Here is a 22,725-nt window from a genome sequence, read left to right on the forward strand (position 1 = left end):
GGCTTTTGGGGAAGAAGTGTTGCTAAATTTAATTCAGTACAGACTGCTGCACGTGCTGCCAAGTTTTTTGCATCGATTTTTCAATGCCTTGGGCATCTAGACCTGCTTGCTGCAACATTTGAGCATGCGTCGCTTGTTGCATAAAGCTATCTTCTAAACCTAAATGAATGATCGGTTTGACAATCTGTGCTTTGGCCAAGTATTCACTTACTGCGCTGCCTGCACCACCCATAATCGCATGTTCTTCTACGGTCACGAATAAAGCGGTACTTTCAGCAATATCAGACAGCAGTTTTTCATCCAACGGCTTCACAAAACGCATGTTCACCACACGTACTGCCACCTCATGCTGCTGAGCAAAGGCTTCTGCTGCTTCTACAGCCGCTTGTACACGACTACCAAAGGCTAAAACAGAAACATAGTCTTCATACTGCGTATTGAACTGTGCCACAATTTCCGCTTGCCCTAATGGTATTGCGGTCATTTGTTGTTGAATTTCAACACCTAAGCCATTACCACGTGGGTAACGCACCACTGCAGGACCGTTGTACAAATAGGCTGTATGCAGCATCTGACGACATTCATTTTCGTCTTTTGGCGCCATAATGACGATATTTGGTACGGTACGCATATAGGCATAATCGTATGCCCCCGCATGGGTTGGACCGTCTTCACCGACCAAACCTGCACGGTCAATACCAAAAGTTACATCTAAATTTTGTAAGGCCACATCATGAATGAGTTGATCATAACCACGCTGTAAGAAGGTCGAATAAATTGCGACCACAGGCTTTAAGCCTTCACAGGCCATGCCTGCGGCCAAAGTCACTGCATGCTGTTCGGCAATGGCAACATCAAAAAAACGTTCAGGAAATTGTTTGGCAAACTGCACCATACCCGAACCTTCACACATGGCTGGCGTAATGGCCAATAAACGTGAATCCTGTTCGGCCTGATCGCATAACCACTGTCCAAACACATCGGAATATTTTGGTGCTGCAACAGGCGCAGTTTTGGCATGGATTTTAGTAATCGCGTGATATTTAATTTGATCGGCTTCTGCAGGAGCAAAGCCTTTGCCTTTTTTGGTATAAACGTGAATTAAACGTGGGCCTTTACGTTTTTTCAGGGCATTAAATACTTGCGCCAATTGTTCAACGTCATGCCCATCAAAAGGGCCGAAATAATCAAAACCAATCGCTTTAAATAAGTTGTCTGCAGCTTCGGTAGCAGCGCAATGTAAACGTGAGTTGTACGTCCACTTCGGATGTGGCTGCACGTAGGCTTCACCTGTTTCACTCACATGAACGGATTCACCACGTTCCCAAATCGCTGCAAGGTGTTTGGCAAAGCCGCCTGTGCTGCATGAAATAGACATATCATTGTCATTCAGCACCACCATCATGTCGGCTTGATGCGCAACGGCATCATTCATGGCTTCAAAAGCCATCCCTGCTGTCATGGCGCCATCGCCAATAATGGCAACAACTTCACATGGGTTTTGCTGATAACGTCGTGCCAAAGCCATCCCCAAGCCTGCAGAAATAGCCGTTGAGGAATGACCAACACCAAAGGTATCGAATATAGATTCTTCGCGTGCAGGAAATGCAGCCAAGCCATCTTTGGCACGAATGGTGGTAAGCTGCTCGCGGCGCCCTGTCAGGGCTTTATGCGGATAAGCCTGATGGCCGACATCCCAAATTAAGCGGTCGTGTGGGGTATTAAAGCAATAATGCAGTGCAACGGTCAGTTCGATCACGCCTAAGTTTGCGCCAAAGTGTCCTCCACTTTGACCTGCGGCATACAAAATGAATTGACGTAACTCATCCGCCACTTGTGGAAGCTGGCTTTGCGCGAGTAAACGTAATTGCTGCGGATGGTCAATCGCATCGAGCAATGGTGTTACAGGGCGTTGAGTTGGAATTTCTGTATACAGCATATGTGGCAAAGCCTTCTAAAGCCTGGCAAATCCTAAGCGAGGTCAATGGGAATTACTCGATCATATAACCGAATGGTATTACCTTCAATCAGCCACATTTCTAGCGGTGTAGTTTTGAGCAATGATTTCAGTTGGGCACACGTTGGGTGGGTAGATTATCCTGAATAATCTAACTATTTATCAACCATTATCGTGTGCTTTATACAAAAAAGAAAATCTTCTGTATAAATTCATGTTCGCTATTCTACTAATGTGTGAGCATTACGCTATACTTTAAACAATTTATCGACTATTTTACGAGTTAAACAGTGCCGATTAAGTTTGTCGCAACCTCACGATTACCGACCGCATTTGGTGAATTCAACATTACGGTATTCCAAGATCCTGAAACTGGCGAAGAACACGTGGCATTATCCAAAGGTTTGGACACTGCGCCAACCGAGCCTGTTCTGGTGCGAATTCACTCAGAATGTTTAACTGGCGATGCTTTCGCGTCTTTAAAATGCGACTGTGGCCCACAGCTTCAAGCCACTCAGCGCCTGATTAATGACGCAGGACAAGGGGTGATTTTATATTTACGCCAAGAAGGTCGCGGAATTGGTTTGACCAATAAAATTCGTGCTTATGCCCTGCAAGATCAAGGACATGACACGGTGGATGCCAATTTGATGCTGAATTTACCTGCCGATGCACGTCGCTATGATATGTGCAGCATTATGTTGGATCATTTGCAGGTTAAAGCCGTGCGATTAATTACCAATAACCCTTTGAAAATTCAAGCATTGCAGGAGCAAGGAATTACAGTAGTAGAGCGTGTACCGTTAACTGTGGGTCTAAATCCGTTTAATGAAGAGTATTTGCAAACCAAACATGAACGCATGGCGCACATGTATGATAAAGGTGACTTTTGAGTCACCTTTTAATTTATGAATTGAACAATTTCAATGCAATTTGCTTAAATTGTCATCGAAAAAATACGGTTATTCGGCATGCGGCGTTTTAAACGCAAATCAAAGGCCATGCAAATATTGCGCACAAAAGGTTTACCTTTTTCCAAAATTTGAATGTGTTGATCTTGAATGCGCAGCAATTCATCTTCCTGCATTTCTTGTAACTGTTGCAGCACTTGCTCAATTTCAGGAAATGCCAATTCTGGACTGGCCCACGACGTTTCGAAGCCGCACATTAAATTTAAAATATGCTGACGTATCACTAAATCTTCCCGATTCAGCACATGCCCTTTAAACACAGGAATTTCATTGCAGGCTAAACGTGCATAATAATCTTCAATGCTTTTTTCATTTTGCGCAAAGCTATACCAACTATCGCTAATAGATGAAACGCCCAAGCCAATCATGAGCTGTGTTTTAGACGCGGTATACCCCATAAAATTACGATGCAGGGTACCATTTTTAAACGACTGGTACATGCCATCACTGGCTAAAGCAAAGTGGTCCATGCCAATTTCATGGTAACCATGTGCCAGGAGCCGATTTTTACCCTCTTCATAGCACTGCCGTTTTAATTCATCTTTCGGTACATCTTCGTCTTTAAAACCTCGTTGGCCATTGCCTTTAATCCAAGGTACATGCGCATAACTGTAAAACGCCAAACGGTCTGGCATTAAACGCTGGGTCTGCTCAATGGTATTCAGTACATCTTCCAGATTTTGAAAGGGCAAACCAAAAACCAGATCATGTGAAATAGAAACATAACCAATTTCACGCGCCCACTCGGTCACACGTTGCACATGCTCAAAAGGCTGAATCCGATGAATGGCACGCTGCACTTTTTGATTATAATCCTGCACGCCATAACTAACCCGACGAAAACCCAAGTCATATAAAGCCTGTAAATGTTCACGGGTGGTGTTATTGGGATGACCTTCAAAACTAAATTCGTGCTGTTCTGCCACTTTGGCTTTTGCCAGAATGCCTTGAATGAGCTGCGTCAAATGTTCGACAGAAAAGAAAGTTGGTGTGCCGCCACCCAAATGAATTTCTTTAATAAAAGGTGTGGTTTCCAGCAACTGACAATATAAGTCCCACTCTTTTAATAACGCCTGAATGTATGGCTGTTCAACTTCATGGCGTTTGGTAACACGTTTATGACAACCACAAAATGTGCATAGGCTTTCGCAAAATGGCAGATGAATATACAAACTGATGCCTTCACTGGCATTGGATTCATCAAAAGAACGCTTCAGGGTTTGCTGCCATGCCTCGGCTGAAAAGGTGGCATCATCCCAATAAGGTACGGTTGGATAACTGGTATAACGTGGTCCAGGCACATTGTATTTTTGAATTAAAGAATTTGCCTGCTGTGTCATCCACTCTGCCCCATTCAGTTAATCGCTGCTGACTAAAACTTAGATTGTAAAAACTATTGTGCTGAGCTTGTGCAGGGAAATCAACCAAGTGTTTTGCTCGGAATACACGCTGAAATACACATTACCTTGTTCAACTGCCTGAGCTATTTGCAGCAAACTGGATAAACCCCTTAATTTTTAGACAGTTTTATGTTTTGATGTAAGCCATTTTATTTTTATGCTGAGGTGGCCATGTCGCATCCTACTCACGCGGATATTCAACGTGTACGTGAATTTCTTCTCGATTTGCAGGCGCGAATTTGTGCGGCTTTAGAACAACAAGAACAGGCAGGTGGCGGAAGCGCACAGTTTGAAATTGATGACTGGCAACGTCCTGAAGGTGGCGGTGGTCGTTCCCGTGTCTTACAAAACGGTACAGTCATTGAAAAAGGCGGGGTGATGTTTTCGCATATCAATATTTCCAAACTGCCTGCTTCTGCAACTGAGCGTCATCCCAATATTGCAGGCGTACCTGCGCAAGCGATGGGTGTATCATTGGTAATTCACCCGAAAAACCCGCATGTACCCACCTCGCACGCCAATGTGCGTTTATTTGTCGCTGAACCTGAAGGACAACCGCCAATTTGGTGGTTTGGTGGTGGTTTTGACCTCACACCATTTTATCCGAATGATGAAGATGTGTTGGCATGGCACCAAACAGCACATGACTTATGTGCGCCTTTTGGCGATCAAGTCTATGCAGAACATAAACAATGGTGTGATGACTATTTTTATTTAAAACACCGAGATGAACAGCGTGGCGTGGGTGGCTTATTTTTTGATGACCTGAATCAATGGGACTTTGACACCTGTTTCAACTATATTCAGGCGGTGGGTAACGGTTATTTGGCTGCAATTCTGCCTATTTTTGAGCGTAATCGTGACAAAGCCTATACCGAAGCACAACGTGAGTTCCAGCTTTACCGTCGTGGACGTTATGTGGAATACAATCTGGTCTATGACCGTGGCACTTTATTTGGCTTGCAGACAGGTGGACGGATTGAGTCCATTTTAGTCAGCTTACCGAACTTGGCGGGATGGTCGTACCGTCCTGAATGGGCAGAAGATTCCGCAGAGAAAAAACTCACTGACTATTATTTAAAACCACGCGATTGGTTAAATCTCAAGACGAGTTAAAGCTCGCGACTGGTGAAACCTTGCTACATCGCAGTGTAAAAAAGATCACATTCAAGGTTCAAAAAAGCGATTCTTCCACGAATCGCTTTTTTACTTACAAACTTTATTGCTTATTTTCAAATCAATAAATATGCACAGCATGAATTAACTGTCATGATAGTGCGGATGGATTTTAATAGATGATGTGACCACGCACCCTATTCGACCATGCACAAATAGGATTTAACTATCCATACATCAAACCATGAGTCAAAGGCGAATTCATCAAACTGTCAAAGCCTTATGTCACACTGCGCCACATCTGTCAGGAGATCCGCATGTTTAGCCCGCTGTTCAAACACAAAATCTTTTTATTTTGGGCAACCTTTGCCATGTTACTTGGCTCAATTTGCATGACCTTTATTTTTGAAAGTCATCTTTCAGATGGCTTAGCCATTAGTAGCAGCATTTTAGCGGGCATTGCCATGTTCGTGATTGCCACTATTTTGGTATTAGAAACCGTTTTAGAGATTTGTAATCCTTAAGTCCAAAGACTCCTACCGTTTTATACCGCCATAGGCTTTAGTCCGCGCTGAATTTGACGTATATTGATGCACATTTCAGCACATGGATTTTGGCAAATGCGCAAACAATTTGCTGTGATTGGCAACCCAATTGAACAATCACGTTCTCCTGAACTGCATCATGCCTTTGCAGAAAAAACAGGCATTGACCTGCAATACAGCAAACGCCTTGCCCCTCTTGATGGTTTTAGAGACAGTGTTGCAGACTTTTTTAATCAGGGCGGTGTAGGCATGAATGTGACCGTGCCTTTTAAAGAGCAAGCATTTGCCCAATGTGGCGTATTAACCGAACGTGCCAAAATTGCCAAAGCAGTCAATACCTTGTGGATGCAAGATGGTATTTTGCATGGCGACAATACCGATGGTCAGGGTTTGGTTGATGCTATTCGTGCTTTGGGCTGGAATTTAGATCATAGCGATATTTTGATTATTGGCGCTGGCGGAGCAACCCGCGGGGTAATTTACCCGTTGGTACAAGCAGGCGCAAAAAAAATAGTGATTGCCAACCGCACCCTTGCCCGTGCTGAACAACTAGTTGCCGACCTGCAAGCTGCTGTACCACAAGCAGAATTACAAGCCATGGCACTTTCCGATTTAACAGGTCAATTCGATTTAGCCATTAATGCGACCTCTGCCAGCTTAACGGGAGATGCGCTTACCTTGCCTGAGTGTTTACACTTTAATTTTGCTTATGAAATGGCTTATGGCAAACCTTCGAGCTTTTTAGAACAAGCCAAAGCGCGTGGCGTACCGACCTCAGAAGGTTTTGGCATGCTGGTCGGACAGGCGATTGAATCTTTTTATATCTGGAATGGCGTGAAACCTGAACTAAAAGATTTCATCTAAAATTTTATGCAGCATCCATGACTTTGGGTCAAAGGGGCATTATTTCTGCTCCTTTGCTTAAAATATTTGAAATTTCCTGTGGCAATTAAAGTGATCTGTTCGCATAAAACTGGATTAATTGACGCCCGTATATCGCATTAAAACCATACAAATTGCAGCCTATAAAACACAATACACCAAAGCATCAACATACATATTTATATTAAAAATCAATATTATATAAAAACTCACAGATTTACACCTTGTTATTCTTTACAAATCACGATAAAACTAAACTAATCCTTGGCTAAAAAAATTTATTCGCATTTCTGACATTTTTATTCGCTATTCTTATCAATGTTTTTTGATCATGAGTGTGAATAATCAACATATCGATACAGATAATCCAAAACTATTTCTAAATCAGGATTAAGACTATGCCAGCATATAAAGCCCCATTACACGATATTCGTTTCTTAATGAACGAGGTGCTTGATTACCCAACCCACTACAAAAATCTTTCTAACGGTGAACTTGCTGACGCAGATACAGTCGATATGATTTTGGAAGGTGCAGCAGATTTCTGCGAAAATGTACTTTCTCCACTCAATCAATCAGGCGATGAAGAAGGCTGTCATTTCGAAAATGGCAATGTAACCACACCTAAAGGCTTTAAAGAAGCTTATGATCAATTTGTGCAAGGTGGTTGGCAAGGTCTGTCTTATCCTGAACAATACGGCGGTCAAAACCTGCCAATGTCGCTGAACCTCATCAAATCTGAAATGATGGGCACAGCAAACTGGTCATTCCAAATGTATCCAGGTTTAAGCATAGGTTGTATCAACACCATTATGCAATTTGGTACAGACACGCAAAAAGATACCTATTTACCACACTTGGTTGCAGGTACTTGGTCAGGCACCATGTGTTTAACTGAACCACAATGTGGCACCGACTTAGGTCAGGTAAAAACCAAAGCAGAACCACAAGCCGATGGCACTTATGCGATTTCAGGCACCAAAATTTTTATTTCTGCAGGCGAGCATGACCTGACTGAAAACATCATTCATATTGTGTTAGCACGCCTCCCAGAAGCACCTGCAGGTACGAAAGGTATTTCATTGTTTATCGTACCGAAATTCCTGCCAACCGCAGAAGGTACAGTGGGTGAGCGTAACCCTGTCACTTGTGGCTCAATTGAACACAAAATGGGGATTCGCGCGTCTGCAACTGCAGTCCTAAACTTTGACAATGCCGTGGGTTATTTGATTGGTGAACCAAACAAAGGCTTACATGCCATGTTTACCTTTATGAATACTGCACGTATTGGTACGGCAATTCAGGGGATTTGCCATGCAGAATTGGCCTTCCAAGGCGCATTGCCTTATGCCAAAGAACGTATGTCGATGCGTGCCCTTTCAGGTAAAAAAGACCCTGAAAAAGTAGCCGATGCCATTATTCACCATGCCGATGTACGTCGTATGCTATTAACGCAAAAAGCCGTGGCAGAAGGTGGTCGTGCAATGATTTATCATGCCGCACAATTGGCAGACAAAATGAATGACGCTTTAATGCGTGGTGATACTGCTGCTTTTGAAGCGCATGATGACCATTTAGGTTTCTATACCCCGATCTTAAAAGGCTTCTTGACTGAGCTGGGTTATGAAGCTGCCAACCACGGCATGCAAGTGTACGGCGGTCATGGCTATATTAAAGAATGGGGCATGGAGCAAATTGTACGCGATTCACGTATTTCTACCCTGTATGAAGGTACAACTGGCGTTCAAGCGCTTGACTTGATTGGTCGTAAAGTGTTGTTAAGCTCAAAGGGTAAAGTGATTCGTGACTACACCGCTGAAATTTTGAAATTCTGTGGTCAGCATGCACGTAACAAATACATGCGTCGTTTCGCATGGGACTTAACCAAGCTATGTGCTCAATGGAACGCGCTAACCGTGCGTATTATGTTGGCAGCACGTAAAGATCGTGACATCGTATCCAGTGCTTCTGTAGATTTCTTGATGTTCTCTGGTTATGTCATGATGGCTTATTTCTGGGCACAACAAGCGGCTGTGGCTTCAACTAAATTGGCAGAAGGCAATGGTCAGGAAACACCAGAGTTCTATAAAGCTAAAATCAAAGTTGCAGATTTCTACTTTGAGCGCTTATTACCACGCACCCAAGGTCATGCAGAAGCAATGGTCAATCCATCTAAAACCATGACTGCATTAGCACCAGAACATTTTAGTTTTGATTACTAAAATATTCTAACTAGATGTAAACCAAAAGAGCGCGTAATGCGCTCTTTTGGTATTTATCACTTTAAACAATATCAAGAACATAAATAAAAAAGAGTTTATTCAATTATTTAAAGCGAATTTGTAGATTTAAAGATAGATACAGTTTATTGTCCTTTAGAAATAACTGACCAAAATCATGCTTGGATTTGCTTGCCATCTCAAACTTTGTATTATTGTATAAATACTCTTCAAATTCATGGCGATGATACAGATGATAGCAAATGATCTCGCCATCTTCTTTAATTACTAAATATCCACCTGTAGAATCAATTTCGTTACCTGTCCAAACTGTACCAGGCATCATTCCAATTGCTATTTCACACAATAATTTTTTAATTTTAAACTGATAAAAAGGATGCTGATGTTCAAAAGAATATTTCATTGGATTTTCATAAGAAATTTCATTAAAAATATCTTTAACTGAATTAAGAGTTGATGTGTAATATTTAAATATAGCTTCTGCCATAATTTTTGGTAGTAAACTATCCAACAAAATTAAATTATTCTCAAATACAGCATTATTTAAATGGGAAAATTTAATATCGGCTCCCAACATTTTTAAATGTGCTATACGAGATTTAATAATTGGTTGTGGCAATGCAAGCTGATTAAAATCTTCAATCTCTTTTTCGGTTAGGCAAATATTTTTTATTTCAAAAATAAAATTTGTTGTCTTTCCTGCATTTAACAATGTGGATGGTTTACCTAATTTTGACTTTATACTAAATCCCAATTCAGGCATTGTTCCAATTTTTGCATCATAAATTACGATTCTAATATCACTTTTCGCACTAGATTTTGCTTTAATCTTATTTGATTGGTATCTGGATATAAAGTTTTCCACATCTGGAATAGTAAATGATGCCGTTTGCTTTTTCTGTAATTCTGCCAGCAAAAACTGAGTAATATCTCTGAGTTCCTGTAATGGTATTTGAAAAACATCTTCACCCCGCAAAATCTCTACTATACCCTCTGATTTATGCGGTAAATAAGTGAATAAATGATGATGTTCTTGACGTAAAATTCTAATTACAGGATAAATTAAATTATTTATTTTATTTAAGTTTTCATCACCCGCACTTAACTCCCCATCACATAGTAATTTAAAAAGGGCATAGAGTTCACTCCATTCCCCCTTATTTGCTGTAATCATACTCACCAATCTTCAATGCTTTTAATATTTCTTTTGCAGTTGCCTGTATCGCTGGAATAGCAACAGAATTTCCAAATTGTTTATAGGCTGAGGCATCTGAAACCACGATTTTGAAATGATCTGGAAACCCCTGCAACCGTGCCCATTCTCTTGGCGTCATTTTCCGAATACCTTTCCGATTTACCTCTCCTTTAATTCTAGTAGTTGGAGTAAAGTCTGTAATTCTATGATCTATAACTAAATTACGCTCTCTCCCCATTCCACCTACAACTATGGCATTGGCAATTGCGTGATCTGGAATAATCGCGTAACCAAAACCATTTCCTTTATTTTCATGTCGAGCTTTATGCTTTTCCAAGGTATCTAAATACTGTGTAGATAAGTAATATTTAGTAGGTACAACCTGAGTTTCCTTTATATCGGCAAAACAGGTTTTTTTATTTAATGGTTGTGGATAAGAGAAATTTTGAATTCCAGTATCTTTATGGAAGCCTACAATAAAAATTCGCTCTCTATTTTGGGGAACACCAAAATCTTTAGCATTTATAATTTGAGGCTCAGCAACGTAGTAACCTAAATCATCTCTTAATGTTTTTAAAATAGTTTTAAGTGTATTTCCCTTATCATGACTAATTAAGCCTTTAACATTTTCTAAAAAGAAAGCTTTAGGTTGTTTCCGTTTTATAATATCCGCAACGTCAAAAAATAGCGTACCGCGTGTATCTTCAAATCCAGATCTTTTACCTGCAATTGAAAAAGCCTGACAAGGGAAGCCTCCACATAAAATATCGAAATGATCAGGTATCGCATTTTTAGTAGACTCTAAAGTGATATCACCATAAGGCGTTTCACCAAAATTGACGGAATATGTTTTTTGGGCATATAGGTCTATTTCTGATGAAAATACGCACTCGCCACCAAGATTTTGTAACGCTAGCCGAAATCCACCAATTCCTGCGAATAGGTCAATAAATTTAAATTTACTTGGGTATTCTGGATAAAAAGGGATTGATTCAAAGAGGGAAAGGTTTTCCTCTTTGTTTACCACTAATTCACCATGAGCCTTTAAAACTTTTGGACTAGTAGAGTTCATCTCAAACCTTCAAGGCGATACAATAACAAAGCCATTACAATAACAAAATTTACCTTAAATAGCATGCAGTGCAAGACACAAGCTGTCGCTCTAGCACAATATTCGATAAGCGTTAGGACAGATACCTGAGCTAAACTCAAATCACAAAAACGCTTCCAACACTGAATTTAAAAACACATGCCCTTGCGCAGTACATGCCAATCGCTTCGGATCATCCTGCAACAATTGCCGCTGACGCAATGTATTTAAAATATCTTGCAAATCTTCCAAGTTTAAACCTGTTCGCGCAGCATACAAGTTTGCCTCAACTCCATCATTCAGGCGCAGCGCATTCATCATAAATTCAAATGGCAACTCATCGGCTGCAATCACTTTAAACTGCAAGTTTTCCGCAGGTACTTTCGCTAAGTAATCTTTCGGCAAACGGGTTTTTTGGAAACGATAGACGCCATCAGGCAAAGTCACTTTACCATGCGCCCCCGCACCTATCGCCAAATAATCGCCAAACTGCCAATAGTTTAAATTGTGCGCAGACGGCAACTCTTTACGCCATGCAGATACTTCATAATTCACAAAACCTTGTGCTGTTAAATAGGCTTCACCCTGCGCCTGAATTTCTTCCAAGACATCATCTACAGGTAAAATCGGCTGAGTGCGGAAAAACACGGTATTAGGCTCAATGGTCAATTGATACCATGAAATATGCGTTGCACCATGTTCCACTGCCAGTTTTAAATCCTGCAGCGCTTGCTGCAAAGTTTGTTCAGGCAAGCCATGCATTAAATCGACATTAATTCGCTGAAAGCCTGCTTCACGCGCCAAGCCAATTGCAGCAATGGCATCATCATTGGAGTGAATACGCCCTAATTTTTTTAAATGCTCAGTATTGAAACTTTGCACGCCAATTGACAAACGGTTAATCCCTGCAGCCAAATAATCGGTAAAAGGATCATGCTCCACTGTACCTGGATTGGCTTCCAACGTAATTTCGCAGTCATCCTCAAAAGCAAGCACGGCTTTGAGCTGTGTAAATAACCATTGATAACCCTGTGCTGAAATCAGCGAAGGTGTACCACCGCCAATAAAGACACTGTGGATGTTTCGACCCTGCGCAAACTGAGTCTGAGTTTTAAAATCTTCCAGCAAAGCCTGTAGATATTCTTGCTCTAAATCTAAACTCAATTTACCGTCAGGCACAGCATGTGAATTAAAATCACAATACGGGCACTTACGCACGCACCACGGCATGTGGATATATAAGGATAGAGGAATATCAATGGGTTGAAGTGGGTTCAAAGACAGGCTCAATGCAAAATCAAAACAGTGATACAGATTTTAACATGACTACAGCAGGACACCGATGTATTCCCTAGAATTTGCTTTAGACTAGGGTCTATGAAATAAGAAATAATGTGCAAATGATGAAGATATCCAGCCAATTACTCTTAATTTTGCCACTGGCGATGGGCATCGGGATTGCAATGGCATTTCAAACTGCAATCAACAGCCAATTGCGTGAATATTTATATTCTCCGCTACAAGCTGCCCTTTTCTCTTTTTTGGTTGGTACAATAGTTTTAGCCGTACTGGTATTTTTTCAGCAAGTCGAAAAACCCAACCTCAGCACCTTGCTCAACATCCCGTGGTATTTATGGATTGGCGGATGTTTAGGGGTTTATGCCATCAGCATGAGTATTTATAGTGCTCCCAAACTAAGTTTGCTTACTTTGTCTGGGGTGATTATTTTTGGACAAATGGTCACCTCAATGCTGATTGATCATTTTGGGTTCCTGGGCACTGAAAAAGTTGCTATCAACTGGCAACGTCTTCTAGGTAGCGTAGTGATTTTTATTGGTGTGCTTCTCACTTTACAACGCTAATACCCAAACGCTAAGCACCTCAGCCATTGAGATTTTTTGTGTCAAATATACATTCTGTGACCACGACCCATTTTGAATTAAAACAGCTTTTTCAACTGATGATTCCAATTTTGGTCACACAATTTGCGCAAGCAGGTTTAGGTCTAATTGATACCATTATGGCAGGTCACATGTCTGCCACCGACTTAGCGGCCATTGCTGTTGGGGTTGGTTTATGGATGCCCATTATGCTGCTGTTCAGTGGCATTATGATTGCCACCACACCCTTAGTCGCCGAAGCCAAAGGCGCACGTACTCCAGAAAAAATTGCCACCATCGCCCGTCAATCTTTATGGATTGCATTTATTTTAGGCGTGATTGCAGGACTGATTTTACAGCTCATGCCGGCACTATTGCCGTTATTTGGTGTGCCTGAAAATTTACAGCCCAAAGCAGGCTTATTTTTACATGCCATCGGTTTTGGGATGCCTGCCGTGACCATGTATGCCGCCTTGCGCGGATATTCGGAAGCATTGGGTTATCCACGCCCTGTGACCGTAATTAGTCTGTTGGCATTGGCTTTATTGGTTCCACTGAACTTTATGTTTATGTATGGATGGGGACCTCTGCCTGAACTGGGCAGTGCGGGTTGCGGTTTTGCCACTGCCATTTTGCAATGGTTAATGTTTATAACTTTGGCATTTTATATTTTTAAAAGTCGCGCCTATCAAAGCACACAGGTATTTAGCCAATGGGAAGCGATTGATGCGGTCTGGATTAAACGTATTTTGCTGTTAGGACTGCCAATTGGTTTAGCCATTTTCTTTGAAGTGAGTATTTTTAGTACTGCCGCTATTGTGATTAGCCCTTTGGGAGAAACCAAACTGGCAGCCCATCAAATTGCCATGTCGGTCACATCTCAGTTATTTATGATTCCCATGTCTTTAGCAATTGCCCTGACCATTCGTATTGGCACCTATTATGGCGAACAAAATATTCACGCCATGCGTAAAATACAAGGCTTGGGCTTTGCAACTGCAACTGTATTTGCCTTTTCCACCATGGCACTGATGTGGTTTTTCCGTCCTGAAATCATTTCAATCTATACCCGTGACCCACAAGTGGCGCAAGTGACGATGTCTTTATTAATATTTGCGATTGCCTATCAACTCATGGATGCCTGGCAAATCAGCGCAGCAGGTTGTTTGCGTGGCATGCAAGACACGCAAGGCCCTATGTGGATTACCATGCTCGCTTATTGGGTTGTGGCCTTTCCCATTGGCGTGTATTTAACCCGTTATAGCAGTATGGGCGCTGCAGGGGTTTGGGTCGGGCTGATTGTCGGTTTAAGCATTGCCTGTGTGTTACTTCTGACCCGTTTGTATTTCAATAATCAGCGACTAGAACGCCAGTTTTCAGCATAAACCTCAGCCTACTCACCCGCATGCTGAAATACGTTTTAGCATGTGGGTCTTGTGATGAAAATAAATGCTTTAACAATTAAAAGTAGGCATTTTGCTCACGAACACTTATGATCAAAAGATAGTAAAGATGATCTTGAGGAACATCGCATGGCAAAAACGGCGCGCACACCCGGTCGTCGCTTTATGAAACTTGCGAGCATGACAGCAAGTATTGCAACCAAAACGGTAACGAACTCGTTAAAAAACATCACCGCAGATGAAGAACAAAAAAATGCGGCTCGCAGCCAATTGTTTCAAGATATTGGCATCCAAATCGCTGATACCTTAGGCGAAATGAAAGGTGCGGTGATGAAAGTCGGGCAAATTGCCTCGCAATATAAAGATATTTTTCCGCCTGAAGTTGCCAAAGCTATCAGTAAATTACAGCGCCAAGCACCTGCCATGCCTTTTACTGAAATTAAGGCACAAGTTGAAAAAGAACTCGGCAAACCGCTCGACAAAATTTTTAAACACTTTGATGAAACTCCGTTTGCAGCCGCATCTATTGGGCAAGTGCATAAAGCCATTTTACCCAATGGCGAGCAAGTGGTGGTCAAAGTGCAATATCCTGGGGTCGATGAAGCCTGCGAAAGTGACCTGAAACAAGTCCGTTTGGCACTGCGTTTAATGGGTGTACTTAAAATAGACCGTAAATTACAAGACCGTCTATTTCAGGAAATTCAGGAAAGTTTAGACAATGAGCTGAACTACCAAATTGAAGCACAAAACCTAGAAGTAGCACGTACGTTTCACGCGGCTTTGGATGATAAAATTATTATCCCACAAGTGTTTAAAGACTATTCTTCACGGCATATTCTCACATTGAGCCTAGAACAAGGTGAAAGTATTGAAACGGCAAGCACATGGCCACAGGGTACCCGTAATACTTTGGGACGACGTTTATTGCGTGCCATGGGCCAAGAAATCTTTTATTTAAAACGCTTTCATTGCGATCCGCATCCGGGCAACTTTGCGTTTCGCCAAGATGGTTCTGTGGTGATTTATGATTACGGCGGCGTCAAAACCCTATCGAATGATGCCGTGCATCATTTTAGACAGCTGATTCATGCTGCACGTGCGCAAGATATTGCTGAAATTGAACAGCATTTAGACGCACTACAGGCCATTTCTGCATTGGGCAAATTCCCTGAAGATTTATATTTGCAATGGTTAGAAGTGCTGATGCGTCCACTCACTACACATTATGATTTTGCTGAAAATTCTGCCCATCATGATGGCGTTGAGTTGGTCAAAAGTTCACTGAAATATTGGGATGTGTTTAAGCCTTCTCCCGATACCTTAATGGTGAATCGTACTGTTTCAGGGCATTATTGGAATTTAATTCATTTAAAAGTACATGATAATTTAAATGATGTTTTTGAAGAATTAGTTCCACCACGAGCTTAGACTCAACTTTGGACTCAGCAAAGGATGTTGAAAATAAAGCCTAACCTGTTTTATGCCCCGTAACTAAAAATATAATCAAGACAAAAAATCCTCTCAAATGTAGGAGGATTTTTTGTTATCTAAACCGATTCATGCAAGTTGGAACGATGAAATTCAATTTATTGAATTTCAAGGTGTTTGATTAAGCGTGCCAGATCATCGGCAGACAGTTGCCCAATGTAAGTGAGTTGTGTTTTTTGGATAGGCAGCTGATATGTTTGTACTGTATCAATCCACGATGGCTTTTTTAAACCAGCCTGTTGCCAGTTTTTAATTTCCACATATTTGCTTTTAATAAAAGCAGACTTATTTTCGTATTGACTACTTAAACGGAATACAACATAGTCGGTGTCCGTTTGGCGAATATACAACACAGGTCTGGTCTTACCATCGGCAATATCTGTAAAGCCAACATAAGCCCAATAGAGTTGTTGGGTCATTAGTAGCCGCCATCATCTTCTAAAAAAGCAGCAGTATCCGCAGCGCTAGACACTTTTACACTAGGAACATTATGGCTCATAGCGATTAATCTTGCTGTATTCAAATCCTCATCACTCACTTGAGTCGTGACGGGTATTTTGCCAGTTCGAGCAATTTCAGCATAAACCATGCTCATTACAGTGGCAGGCGTCAGACCAACTTTTGTCATAATATATTCTGCCGATTCCATAATTGCCTGATCAACCGTGTATTGAACCCGTTTTTTTACCAATGTTGTCATCATATGCTCCATACACACCACTAAATGCCATTTTATGCCTTAAAATGGCGTAGGTCAAACTTGTTCTTACGATGCCTTTTCACATCAAATAGAAAAAATTATTTAATCTGTGCAGACACTATTCCCTCAATGACAGCCCTTATACAACAGGTTTAAAAAGGGATTGGATAATTTTTGATGTAAAACTCACTAGAAAGAATGCATGTGGGTTTTATTTGCCAAATTAATTGTTATGTTATAACATTTCTCAAAATACACACTCAGTTTGGAGAAATCTCATGCGTCCGAATATCCACCCAGAATATCGTGAAGTTTTATTCCACGACACCAACGCCAATGCCTATTTTGTGATTGGCAGCACCTTGCAAAGCAGCCAAAGTAAAGAATATGAAGGCAAGGTATATCCTTATGTGACTTTAGATATTTCAAGCGCATCGCATCCGTTCTACACAGGTGAACAACGTCAAACCAGTAATGAAGGACGTGTCGCGAGCTTCAATAAACGCTTTGCACGTTTCAAACGCTAAGCTTGAGTTTTATTGCAAAATCTCACAATCACTTCATATTCAGTTAAGTTTTCTGTTTTATATTTTAAACATAGCAAGATTGCTCATCGAAACGATGGGATACCTTCTATCTTCAAAGCCCAAGCACTCTCCTCCAGCTTGGGCTTCTTTTTATGTGTAATTTTTATCTAATGGATTTTTCTACTCAACGATTGATTTGGTACAGACCCTAAGCTAATGTTTTAAAAACTGTTGAATCACATAAAAACCCACTGCCAAAAACATCACTCCCAAAACCACACTGGAAAGCGCATAACTAAACGCCATACCCTGCTGTCCATGTCTGAATAGTTGCCAAGTTTCCAAACCAAAACTAGAAAAAGTGGTAAAGCCACCTAAAACACCCACCATCAGTAATAAACGCGCTTCCTGCTGTAATGCGGGATATTTTTGACTATATGCAAAAAATACACCCGCTAAAAAACAACCGAGTAAATTCACTGTCCACGTGGCCCACGGAAAATGCTGGGTAGATTTAAATAAATACAGGCTGGCGGCATAGCGTAAACTTGCGCCAATTGCACCGCCCATTGCCACCAAAAGCCAATTCATGGTGTATTTAATCCTAATAAAAAAAGTGGGATGAATGAACTATCACCGCACAATTAAAACCTGGTCACACTATACAAGAATCATGATCTTAAATGCGAATTTATACTCAAAAACACATAGACTTTGCCATAAAAATTGCGCTAGTCTGCATGTTATTTTTAGGCGCAATAGAGGACAAGATGGCTCAGGAATTATTGGCTCAACTTGAAGCTGGCACTGCAACATTTTCAGATGTGCTTGGATTTATTGAGGCGCGTTACACCCACACGCCAACTGCTTTCAAAAATGGGCAACAGCTTAACGCTGCCAATGAAAATCAAGGCAGTGCCAAAATATTTTCATTTGCGAAACTCAATGGCTTAGATCAGGCACAGACCCTCAGCCTATTTGCAGAACATTATGCTTCAGTACTTGCAACACCTGAAGGAAATGACCATCAAAATATCCGCCAGTTTATGCAGCACGGTTGGGATGGCGTTCAGTTTGAAACGCTAGCCCTCAGTGCCAAATAAAAGTGATTTTAACTAAAAAAAACCGCACGAAAGTTAAACCTAATCATGCGGTTTTTCTTATGGATGTGTATGTTTCACGTGGAGCAAAACTCAAGAAGCTATTTACCGTGTATAAGATACTGTCTCTGCAAGTATCTGCAATTCAAACTCCAAACTTAAAAATCTCACACTCAGCTTTTTACTTTTTCAATCCACTGAATTGAGCTAACCCGAAATACTTCACAAGCACCATCACCCGTATCGGTTGGTGTCAGAGATGACGTCCAAACCAAGTCCTGATCTTTCACTTCAACCAACTCACCTTTTAAACGCACCAAATCACCACGTTTTACTTTTTGAATGTCTTTGGCAATTTGGGGATTGGCAGGAATAATGTGCATATTAGATACCATTTGCATGGCTTGTTCTGCAGGCACAGGTAAACGGTCTATTTTCCAATTTAAATAGCGGTCATATTGATTGACCGTAATATGACGGGCAATTTCAGGCTCGGCAAACAAGCCCCAACTCACCGCATAATCAATCGGAGAAAATTTGGCTTGGGCATCATCTTGATATATTTTTGAACCCAAAATCCGAAAATCACCTTTAAAGGGTTGCAACACTTCAATCGACTGACCTTTCAATACAGGAGGCAGACCTTTGGCAATATTACGCTCGACTGAGGCATAGACAGAACATGGCAAAGCCAAAGTCATTAACAATGCCATGAGTTTTAGCGAAATATGTGTGTTCATTTTAAAGTCTACCTATCAAATTCATCTATCTATATTTATCTTAATCACAGATCATCAATACAATAGTTGAAATTGGTAACAAAATGCAGTCATTAGCTTGTTCTGACATGACAAAAACCCTGTAATTTCAGCTAAGCTTATGGCCGTAAAATCAATAATCAGATCTGCACATGCTCTATAAATTTTATCAAAAACATATTTTCCCGCACTTACTGAATCAGGTCATGCAAACCCCGTCCTTAATGGATTTACGACGTGAGCTTTTATTGGGCGTAGCGGGTGAGGTTTTGGAAATTGGCTTTGGCACGGGTTTGAATTTACCTTTTTATCAAGGTGTAGATACTGTGTATGCCTTAGAACCCAATGCAGCAATTTTCGAATTGGCACAGCAACGAATTGATGAAACGCCTTTTATTGTTGAGCAGATTACCGCAAGTGCAGAGCAACTGCCTTTTGCAAATAATCAATTGCAGCATGTGGTGTCCACTTGGACCTTGTGCAGTATTCCAGACCTAGAACAAAGCCTGCGAGAGATTTATCGCGTCTTACAACCAGGCGGTACTTTTCACGTTATAGAACACGTTTTAAATCGACAAAATTTGAATATTCAGCGTTTACAACATCTGCTCACGCCTATTCAAAAGAAAGTTGCAGATGGCTGCCACTTAAACCGTGACATTGAAATTACCCTACTTGAAACTGGTTTTGATTTGGGTGAAGTCCAATATATTGATGTTGCAGGTATTCCAAGTCTTGCACAGCGCATGTTATTGGCACGAGTACATAAACCTCATGCAACAGCTTAAGAAAATATTCCCGACCATCTCAGCACACAAAATAAAGAAGAAGATTCGTTGCTGTACGCATCAACTTTAATCACAGTCTTCAAAATCAATCCGAATGGTTTCAAAACGCAGTCTACCCTGCTGAATGGCTTGTGCAATTGCTTGCTGACCTTTAGTCAAACGTGCGCCACCACTTTTAATATCAATCAAGACAATGGCAATATCTTCGGCACGCCCGTCGCCATCCCGATAATCGGTATAGCCATCGAACACAATATAATCAACAGGATCACCTAAAAATTTGGCATCACTGGGTAAATACTGAAATTCAGGCATAATCGGTGCCAATTGCTCTGCCATTTTGCCTTTCAATACCGCACGACTGGTATTCACACTGCGCTTTTGTGCCTGTAATAACGCCTGCTGATGCGCCAATTCAATTTCTGCAATATATTGTTCATACTCGGCTTTAATCCGTCCATTGCGGCTATTGCTTAATATTAAGGTAGTCAGCACCACGCCTATACAAGCACCAATCAGCATTGCCATCCAGATTGACATAAAACCTTCCTAAACCTTATTTGCAGAACTCGATACGACTTTTGTCAACTGTCATATTCCGAGCACAAAACAATGATATGCTAGGGATGAGCAGATTAAAATCGATTCGAGGGTCATGAAAACTATATTAATTGCCAACCAAAAAGGTGGCTGTGGAAAAACCATTACAGCTATTAGTTTAGCATCTGCGCTTGCACAAAAAGGCTATAAAGTTGCTTTGGCGGATGCCGATAACCAAAAATCTGCACTGCAATGGTTAAAACAAAGACCTGAAACAGCCGCTCCAATCCAAAGTTTAGATTGGCGTCATGAAAAGTCGATTGGCGATGCACCCAAAAACATTGAATATTTAATTATTGATGCACCTGGCGCATTATCGGGTGAACATGCTGAGCAATTGATCAGTGAAGCACATGCCATTATCACACCGCTACAACCTTCATTTTTTGACATTGACTCCACCCGTCGCTTTTTAAAGCATTTACAAGATATTAAGCGCATTCGTAAAGGCAAAGTCCAAATTTTATTACTGGCCAACCGCGTTAAACCCAACTCAGCCAGTTCTAAAGATATTCAGGATTTTTTCCAGAAAATTGAGCAACAGCCTGTGGCGTGGATTTCAGAACGTGCCGCTTACGGACAATTGGCCATGCAAGGTCTCAGTATTTTTGATAAAACCCAAAAGACTTATTTACAGATGCAAAACCAATGGCAACCTGTATTAAACACCATTGTAGATGACCCTAGCCAATGGTTTTAAAGCATAGAATCACCACAATTTAGAACTTATTCACCAGAACTTACCAAGCTCTCGTTTTCGGGAGCTTTTTTTTCAGTTAATATGGCACATGACCTTAGGAATGTTTCAGTGAATTCAGTGCAACAGTACGCGCCAACATTACAAAAAATTTTATTGTTTGGACTGTTTTTTGTCCTGATTTTTTTGGGTTTTCACATCCTCAAATACTTCATTGTTCCTGTTGTTTGGGCAGCGATTATTGCCTACATGAGTTGGCCACTGTATCAGTCGGTGATGCGTCTATGTGGTCAGCGTCCTACACTCAGTGCAGCCCTAATGATGCTAATGATCACTTTGGTGGTGGGTATTCCACTCACCTTTGCCATTTTTATTCTGCAACATGAAGGTCGCAATTTATATTACGAATTGCAAAAACAGGTCTTTTCAGGGCATTTAGATGTGCCTGATTTTATCCGTAATTTACCCATTATTGGTAAAGAAGTGACCCGCACCCTTAAAGAAATTAATCACGACCCGAATAGCATTGTGCAGTCTATTTCTTTATGGATTCAGGGGCATTTGAACTACGGAAAGGTGGTCATTAATGAAGTCAGCAAAAACCTGATCAAACTGTGTTTTGCTCTGCTGTCTTTATTCTTTTTCTACCGTGATGGTCACACCATCTTGCATCAAGTCAGCAAAGCTTTAGAAATGGTGATTGGGCCACGTATTCATCACTATTTAGACACTATTTCTGAAACCACACGTGCTGTGGTTTATGGCGTTGGACTCACCGCAATCGCGCAGGCCTTACTCGCAGGCGTAAGCTATTTTGTCGCTGGGGTACCTAATCCGATGGTGCTGACCATTGTGACTTTTTTATTTGCCTTAATACCGTTTGGCCCACCGCTGGCTTATGGTTCAGTATCCTTATGGTTATTCACCCAAGGGCATACTATGGAAGCCATTGGAGTCATGGCATGGGGCGTGTGTGTGGTCAGCACAGCTGATAACGTGATTCGCCCCTTGGTGATTTCAGGTGCAACCCAAATTCCATTCTTATTGATTATGTTTGGTGTACTGGGTGGCATTGCTAGCTTTGGCCTAATTGGTCTGTTTATTGGCCCTGTTATTTTGGCCGTGTTACTGGCCATTTGGCGTGAATGGTTGCATGAAAATAATCAACCCGAAGCTTTATTGATGCCGAAAGCCACACTTGCCCACGACCTACCTGAAGACGATTCATCTTCCAATTCAAAGCTTGATTAAGCTTTCTTTCTTATCATATTGCTCACATGGCTGTGTTGATCTGAACATATCAACTCAACACAGTTCATACATTCCACTACGCAAACGTTGTATTGTAACGTGGCTAACTTTGCTTCAATCAAGACATCCCTAAATAT

General features: G+C 41.2%; 23 protein-coding genes. 13 read left to right on the plus strand and 10 right to left on the minus strand.

Annotated features, from left to right (window positions below):
* Nucleotides 1-28 precede the first annotated feature (28 nt).
* Nucleotides 29-1,939 carry a 1-deoxy-D-xylulose-5-phosphate synthase gene (gene dxs / locus AC0T5Z_RS11910; RefSeq protein ID WP_435337176.1) on the minus strand — a complete coding sequence of 637 codons (1,911 nt, stop codon included), beginning with the start codon at nt 1,937-1,939 and terminating at the stop codon, nt 29-31.
* Between the two features lie 308 nt (nt 1,940-2,247).
* Here dxs and ribA point away from each other — a divergent pair, with 308 nt between their 5' ends.
* Entirely contained in the window at nt 2,248-2,850 is a 603-nt protein-coding gene (gene ribA / locus AC0T5Z_RS11915; RefSeq protein ID WP_435337175.1) for a GTP cyclohydrolase II, read from the plus strand.
* Nucleotides 2,851-2,894: 44 nt separating this feature from the next.
* Here ribA and hemN read toward each other — a convergent pair whose 3' ends face one another.
* Entirely contained in the window at nt 2,895-4,268 is a 1,374-nt protein-coding gene (gene hemN / locus AC0T5Z_RS11920; RefSeq protein ID WP_435337174.1) for an oxygen-independent coproporphyrinogen III oxidase, read from the minus strand.
* A gap of 231 nt (nt 4,269-4,499) precedes the next feature.
* Here hemN and hemF point away from each other — a divergent pair, with 231 nt between their 5' ends.
* From hemF to AC0T5Z_RS11940, 4 genes are all read left to right on the plus strand, one after another.
* Nucleotides 4,500-5,444, plus strand: coding sequence for an oxygen-dependent coproporphyrinogen oxidase (hemF, locus tag AC0T5Z_RS11925; RefSeq protein ID WP_179997387.1), 945 nt, complete (start codon nt 4,500-4,502; stop codon nt 5,442-5,444).
* Between the two features lie 317 nt (nt 5,445-5,761).
* Entirely contained in the window at nt 5,762-5,968 is a 207-nt protein-coding gene (locus AC0T5Z_RS11930) for a hypothetical protein (RefSeq protein WP_004974627.1), read from the plus strand.
* Between the two features lie 96 nt (nt 5,969-6,064).
* The gene (aroE, locus tag AC0T5Z_RS11935; RefSeq protein ID WP_435337173.1) at nt 6,065-6,853 is read left to right on the plus strand and encodes a shikimate dehydrogenase; all 789 of its coding nucleotides are present in this window, start codon (nt 6,065-6,067) and stop codon (nt 6,851-6,853) included.
* 416 nt (nt 6,854-7,269) lie between these two features.
* Nucleotides 7,270-9,093 carry an acyl-CoA dehydrogenase C-terminal domain-containing protein gene (locus tag AC0T5Z_RS11940; RefSeq protein WP_291338686.1) on the plus strand — a complete coding sequence of 608 codons (1,824 nt, stop codon included), beginning with the start codon at nt 7,270-7,272 and terminating at the stop codon, nt 9,091-9,093.
* Nucleotides 9,094-9,196: 103 nt separating this feature from the next.
* Here the strand turns inward: AC0T5Z_RS11940 and AC0T5Z_RS11945 are convergent, their stop codons facing one another.
* The 3 genes from AC0T5Z_RS11945 to hemW form a co-directional block, all read right to left on the minus strand.
* The gene (locus tag AC0T5Z_RS11945; protein ID WP_435337172.1) at nt 9,197-10,285 is read right to left on the minus strand and encodes an HpaII family restriction endonuclease; all 1,089 of its coding nucleotides are present in this window, start codon (nt 10,283-10,285) and stop codon (nt 9,197-9,199) included.
* The gene (locus AC0T5Z_RS11950; RefSeq protein WP_004974609.1) at nt 10,269-11,378 is read right to left on the minus strand and encodes a DNA cytosine methyltransferase; all 1,110 of its coding nucleotides are present in this window, start codon (nt 11,376-11,378) and stop codon (nt 10,269-10,271) included. The genes AC0T5Z_RS11945 and AC0T5Z_RS11950 overlap by 17 nt, the downstream gene beginning before the upstream one ends.
* A gap of 141 nt (nt 11,379-11,519) precedes the next feature.
* Complete coding sequence (gene hemW / locus AC0T5Z_RS11955) at nt 11,520-12,674, minus strand: radical SAM family heme chaperone HemW (protein ID WP_291338688.1); 1,155 nt, start codon at nt 12,672-12,674, stop codon at nt 11,520-11,522.
* 122 nt (nt 12,675-12,796) lie between these two features.
* On the opposite strand from hemW, the gene AC0T5Z_RS11960 reads away from it, so the two are divergent.
* From AC0T5Z_RS11960 to AC0T5Z_RS11970, 3 genes are all read left to right on the plus strand, one after another.
* Nucleotides 12,797-13,258, plus strand: coding sequence for a DMT family transporter (locus tag AC0T5Z_RS11960; RefSeq protein ID WP_230245433.1), 462 nt, complete (start codon nt 12,797-12,799; stop codon nt 13,256-13,258).
* Nucleotides 13,259-13,296: 38 nt separating this feature from the next.
* A complete protein-coding gene (locus AC0T5Z_RS11965; protein WP_435337171.1) occupies nt 13,297-14,661 on the plus strand; it encodes an MATE family efflux transporter in 1,365 nt (454 codons plus the stop codon).
* A gap of 147 nt (nt 14,662-14,808) precedes the next feature.
* Nucleotides 14,809-16,107, plus strand: a complete 1,299-nt coding sequence (locus AC0T5Z_RS11970) for an ABC1 kinase family protein (RefSeq protein ID WP_435337170.1) — start codon at nt 14,809-14,811, stop codon at nt 16,105-16,107.
* Between the two features lie 158 nt (nt 16,108-16,265).
* Here AC0T5Z_RS11970 and AC0T5Z_RS11975 read toward each other — a convergent pair whose 3' ends face one another.
* Together AC0T5Z_RS11975 and AC0T5Z_RS11980 are read right to left on the minus strand one after the other, a co-directional pair.
* Nucleotides 16,266-16,586 carry a type II toxin-antitoxin system PemK/MazF family toxin gene (locus tag AC0T5Z_RS11975; protein WP_435337169.1) on the minus strand — a complete coding sequence of 107 codons (321 nt, stop codon included), beginning with the start codon at nt 16,584-16,586 and terminating at the stop codon, nt 16,266-16,268.
* The gene (locus AC0T5Z_RS11980; RefSeq protein ID WP_136144463.1) at nt 16,586-16,867 is read right to left on the minus strand and encodes a type II toxin-antitoxin system RelB/DinJ family antitoxin; all 282 of its coding nucleotides are present in this window, start codon (nt 16,865-16,867) and stop codon (nt 16,586-16,588) included. The genes AC0T5Z_RS11975 and AC0T5Z_RS11980 overlap by 1 nt, the downstream gene beginning before the upstream one ends.
* Before the next feature lie 278 nt (nt 16,868-17,145).
* Between AC0T5Z_RS11980 and AC0T5Z_RS11985 the strand changes: the two genes are divergently transcribed.
* Nucleotides 17,146-17,394, plus strand: coding sequence for a type B 50S ribosomal protein L31 (locus tag AC0T5Z_RS11985; RefSeq protein ID WP_004974599.1), 249 nt, complete (start codon nt 17,146-17,148; stop codon nt 17,392-17,394).
* Nucleotides 17,395-17,607: 213 nt separating this feature from the next.
* Here AC0T5Z_RS11985 and crcB read toward each other — a convergent pair whose 3' ends face one another.
* Nucleotides 17,608-17,985, minus strand: coding sequence for a fluoride efflux transporter CrcB (gene crcB / locus AC0T5Z_RS11990; protein WP_291338694.1), 378 nt, complete (start codon nt 17,983-17,985; stop codon nt 17,608-17,610).
* Nucleotides 17,986-18,164: 179 nt separating this feature from the next.
* Here crcB and AC0T5Z_RS11995 point away from each other — a divergent pair, with 179 nt between their 5' ends.
* The gene (locus AC0T5Z_RS11995; protein WP_435337168.1) at nt 18,165-18,497 is read left to right on the plus strand and encodes a HopJ type III effector protein; all 333 of its coding nucleotides are present in this window, start codon (nt 18,165-18,167) and stop codon (nt 18,495-18,497) included.
* Nucleotides 18,498-18,667: 170 nt separating this feature from the next.
* Here AC0T5Z_RS11995 and AC0T5Z_RS12000 read toward each other — a convergent pair whose 3' ends face one another.
* Nucleotides 18,668-19,207, minus strand: a complete 540-nt coding sequence (locus tag AC0T5Z_RS12000; RefSeq protein ID WP_414630589.1) for a hypothetical protein — start codon at nt 19,205-19,207, stop codon at nt 18,668-18,670.
* Between the two features lie 197 nt (nt 19,208-19,404).
* On the opposite strand from AC0T5Z_RS12000, the gene AC0T5Z_RS12005 reads away from it, so the two are divergent.
* Nucleotides 19,405-20,040, plus strand: a complete 636-nt coding sequence (locus AC0T5Z_RS12005) for a class I SAM-dependent methyltransferase (RefSeq protein ID WP_435337167.1) — start codon at nt 19,405-19,407, stop codon at nt 20,038-20,040.
* A 66-nt stretch (nt 20,041-20,106) separates the two neighbouring features.
* Here AC0T5Z_RS12005 and AC0T5Z_RS12010 read toward each other — a convergent pair whose 3' ends face one another.
* On the minus strand, nt 20,107-20,580 hold the full coding sequence (locus AC0T5Z_RS12010; protein ID WP_291338698.1) for a Holliday junction resolvase-like protein: 474 nt from the start codon (nt 20,578-20,580) through the stop codon (nt 20,107-20,109).
* A gap of 115 nt (nt 20,581-20,695) precedes the next feature.
* Between AC0T5Z_RS12010 and AC0T5Z_RS12015 the strand changes: the two genes are divergently transcribed.
* Both AC0T5Z_RS12015 and AC0T5Z_RS12020 read left to right on the plus strand, forming a co-directional pair.
* Complete coding sequence (locus AC0T5Z_RS12015; protein WP_019836190.1) at nt 20,696-21,340, plus strand: ParA family protein; 645 nt, start codon at nt 20,696-20,698, stop codon at nt 21,338-21,340.
* A gap of 108 nt (nt 21,341-21,448) precedes the next feature.
* Entirely contained in the window at nt 21,449-22,588 is a 1,140-nt protein-coding gene (locus AC0T5Z_RS12020) for an AI-2E family transporter (protein WP_435337166.1), read from the plus strand.
* Nucleotides 22,589-22,725 lie beyond the last annotated feature (137 nt).

Source organism: Acinetobacter pengchengensis, assembly GCF_982235305.1.

Coding starts and splice junctions, on each gene's coding strand:
- AC0T5Z_RS11950 (WP_004974609.1), bottom strand. CDS start 11,378: ATGAACTCTACTAGTCCAAAAGTTTTAAAGGCTCATGGTGAATTAGTG.
- AC0T5Z_RS12000 (WP_414630589.1), bottom strand. CDS start 19,207: ATGGCATTGTTAATGACTTTGGCTTTGCCATGTTCTGTCTATGCCTCA.
- AC0T5Z_RS12010 (WP_291338698.1), bottom strand. CDS start 20,580: ATGTCAATCTGGATGGCAATGCTGATTGGTGCTTGTATAGGCGTGGTG.
- aroE (WP_435337173.1), top strand. CDS start 6,065: ATGCGCAAACAATTTGCTGTGATTGGCAACCCAATTGAACAATCACGT.
- dxs (WP_435337176.1), bottom strand. CDS start 1,939: ATGCTGTATACAGAAATTCCAACTCAACGCCCTGTAACACCATTGCTC.
- AC0T5Z_RS11980 (WP_136144463.1), bottom strand. CDS start 16,867: ATGACAACATTGGTAAAAAAACGGGTTCAATACACGGTTGATCAGGCA.
- AC0T5Z_RS11985 (WP_004974599.1), top strand. CDS start 17,146: ATGCGTCCGAATATCCACCCAGAATATCGTGAAGTTTTATTCCACGAC.
- hemF (WP_179997387.1), top strand. CDS start 4,500: ATGTCGCATCCTACTCACGCGGATATTCAACGTGTACGTGAATTTCTT.
- AC0T5Z_RS11940 (WP_291338686.1), top strand. CDS start 7,270: ATGCCAGCATATAAAGCCCCATTACACGATATTCGTTTCTTAATGAAC.
- crcB (WP_291338694.1), bottom strand. CDS start 17,985: ATGAATTGGCTTTTGGTGGCAATGGGCGGTGCAATTGGCGCAAGTTTA.
- AC0T5Z_RS11960 (WP_230245433.1), top strand. CDS start 12,797: ATGATGAAGATATCCAGCCAATTACTCTTAATTTTGCCACTGGCGATG.
- AC0T5Z_RS12015 (WP_019836190.1), top strand. CDS start 20,696: ATGAAAACTATATTAATTGCCAACCAAAAAGGTGGCTGTGGAAAAACC.
- AC0T5Z_RS11930 (WP_004974627.1), top strand. CDS start 5,762: ATGTTTAGCCCGCTGTTCAAACACAAAATCTTTTTATTTTGGGCAACC.
- AC0T5Z_RS11945 (WP_435337172.1), bottom strand. CDS start 10,285: ATGATTACAGCAAATAAGGGGGAATGGAGTGAACTCTATGCCCTTTTT.
- AC0T5Z_RS11970 (WP_435337170.1), top strand. CDS start 14,809: ATGGCAAAAACGGCGCGCACACCCGGTCGTCGCTTTATGAAACTTGCG.
- hemN (WP_435337174.1), bottom strand. CDS start 4,268: ATGACACAGCAGGCAAATTCTTTAATTCAAAAATACAATGTGCCTGGA.
- AC0T5Z_RS11995 (WP_435337168.1), top strand. CDS start 18,165: ATGGCTCAGGAATTATTGGCTCAACTTGAAGCTGGCACTGCAACATTT.
- AC0T5Z_RS12005 (WP_435337167.1), top strand. CDS start 19,405: ATGCTCTATAAATTTTATCAAAAACATATTTTCCCGCACTTACTGAAT.
- AC0T5Z_RS11975 (WP_435337169.1), bottom strand. CDS start 16,586: ATGACCCAACAACTCTATTGGGCTTATGTTGGCTTTACAGATATTGCC.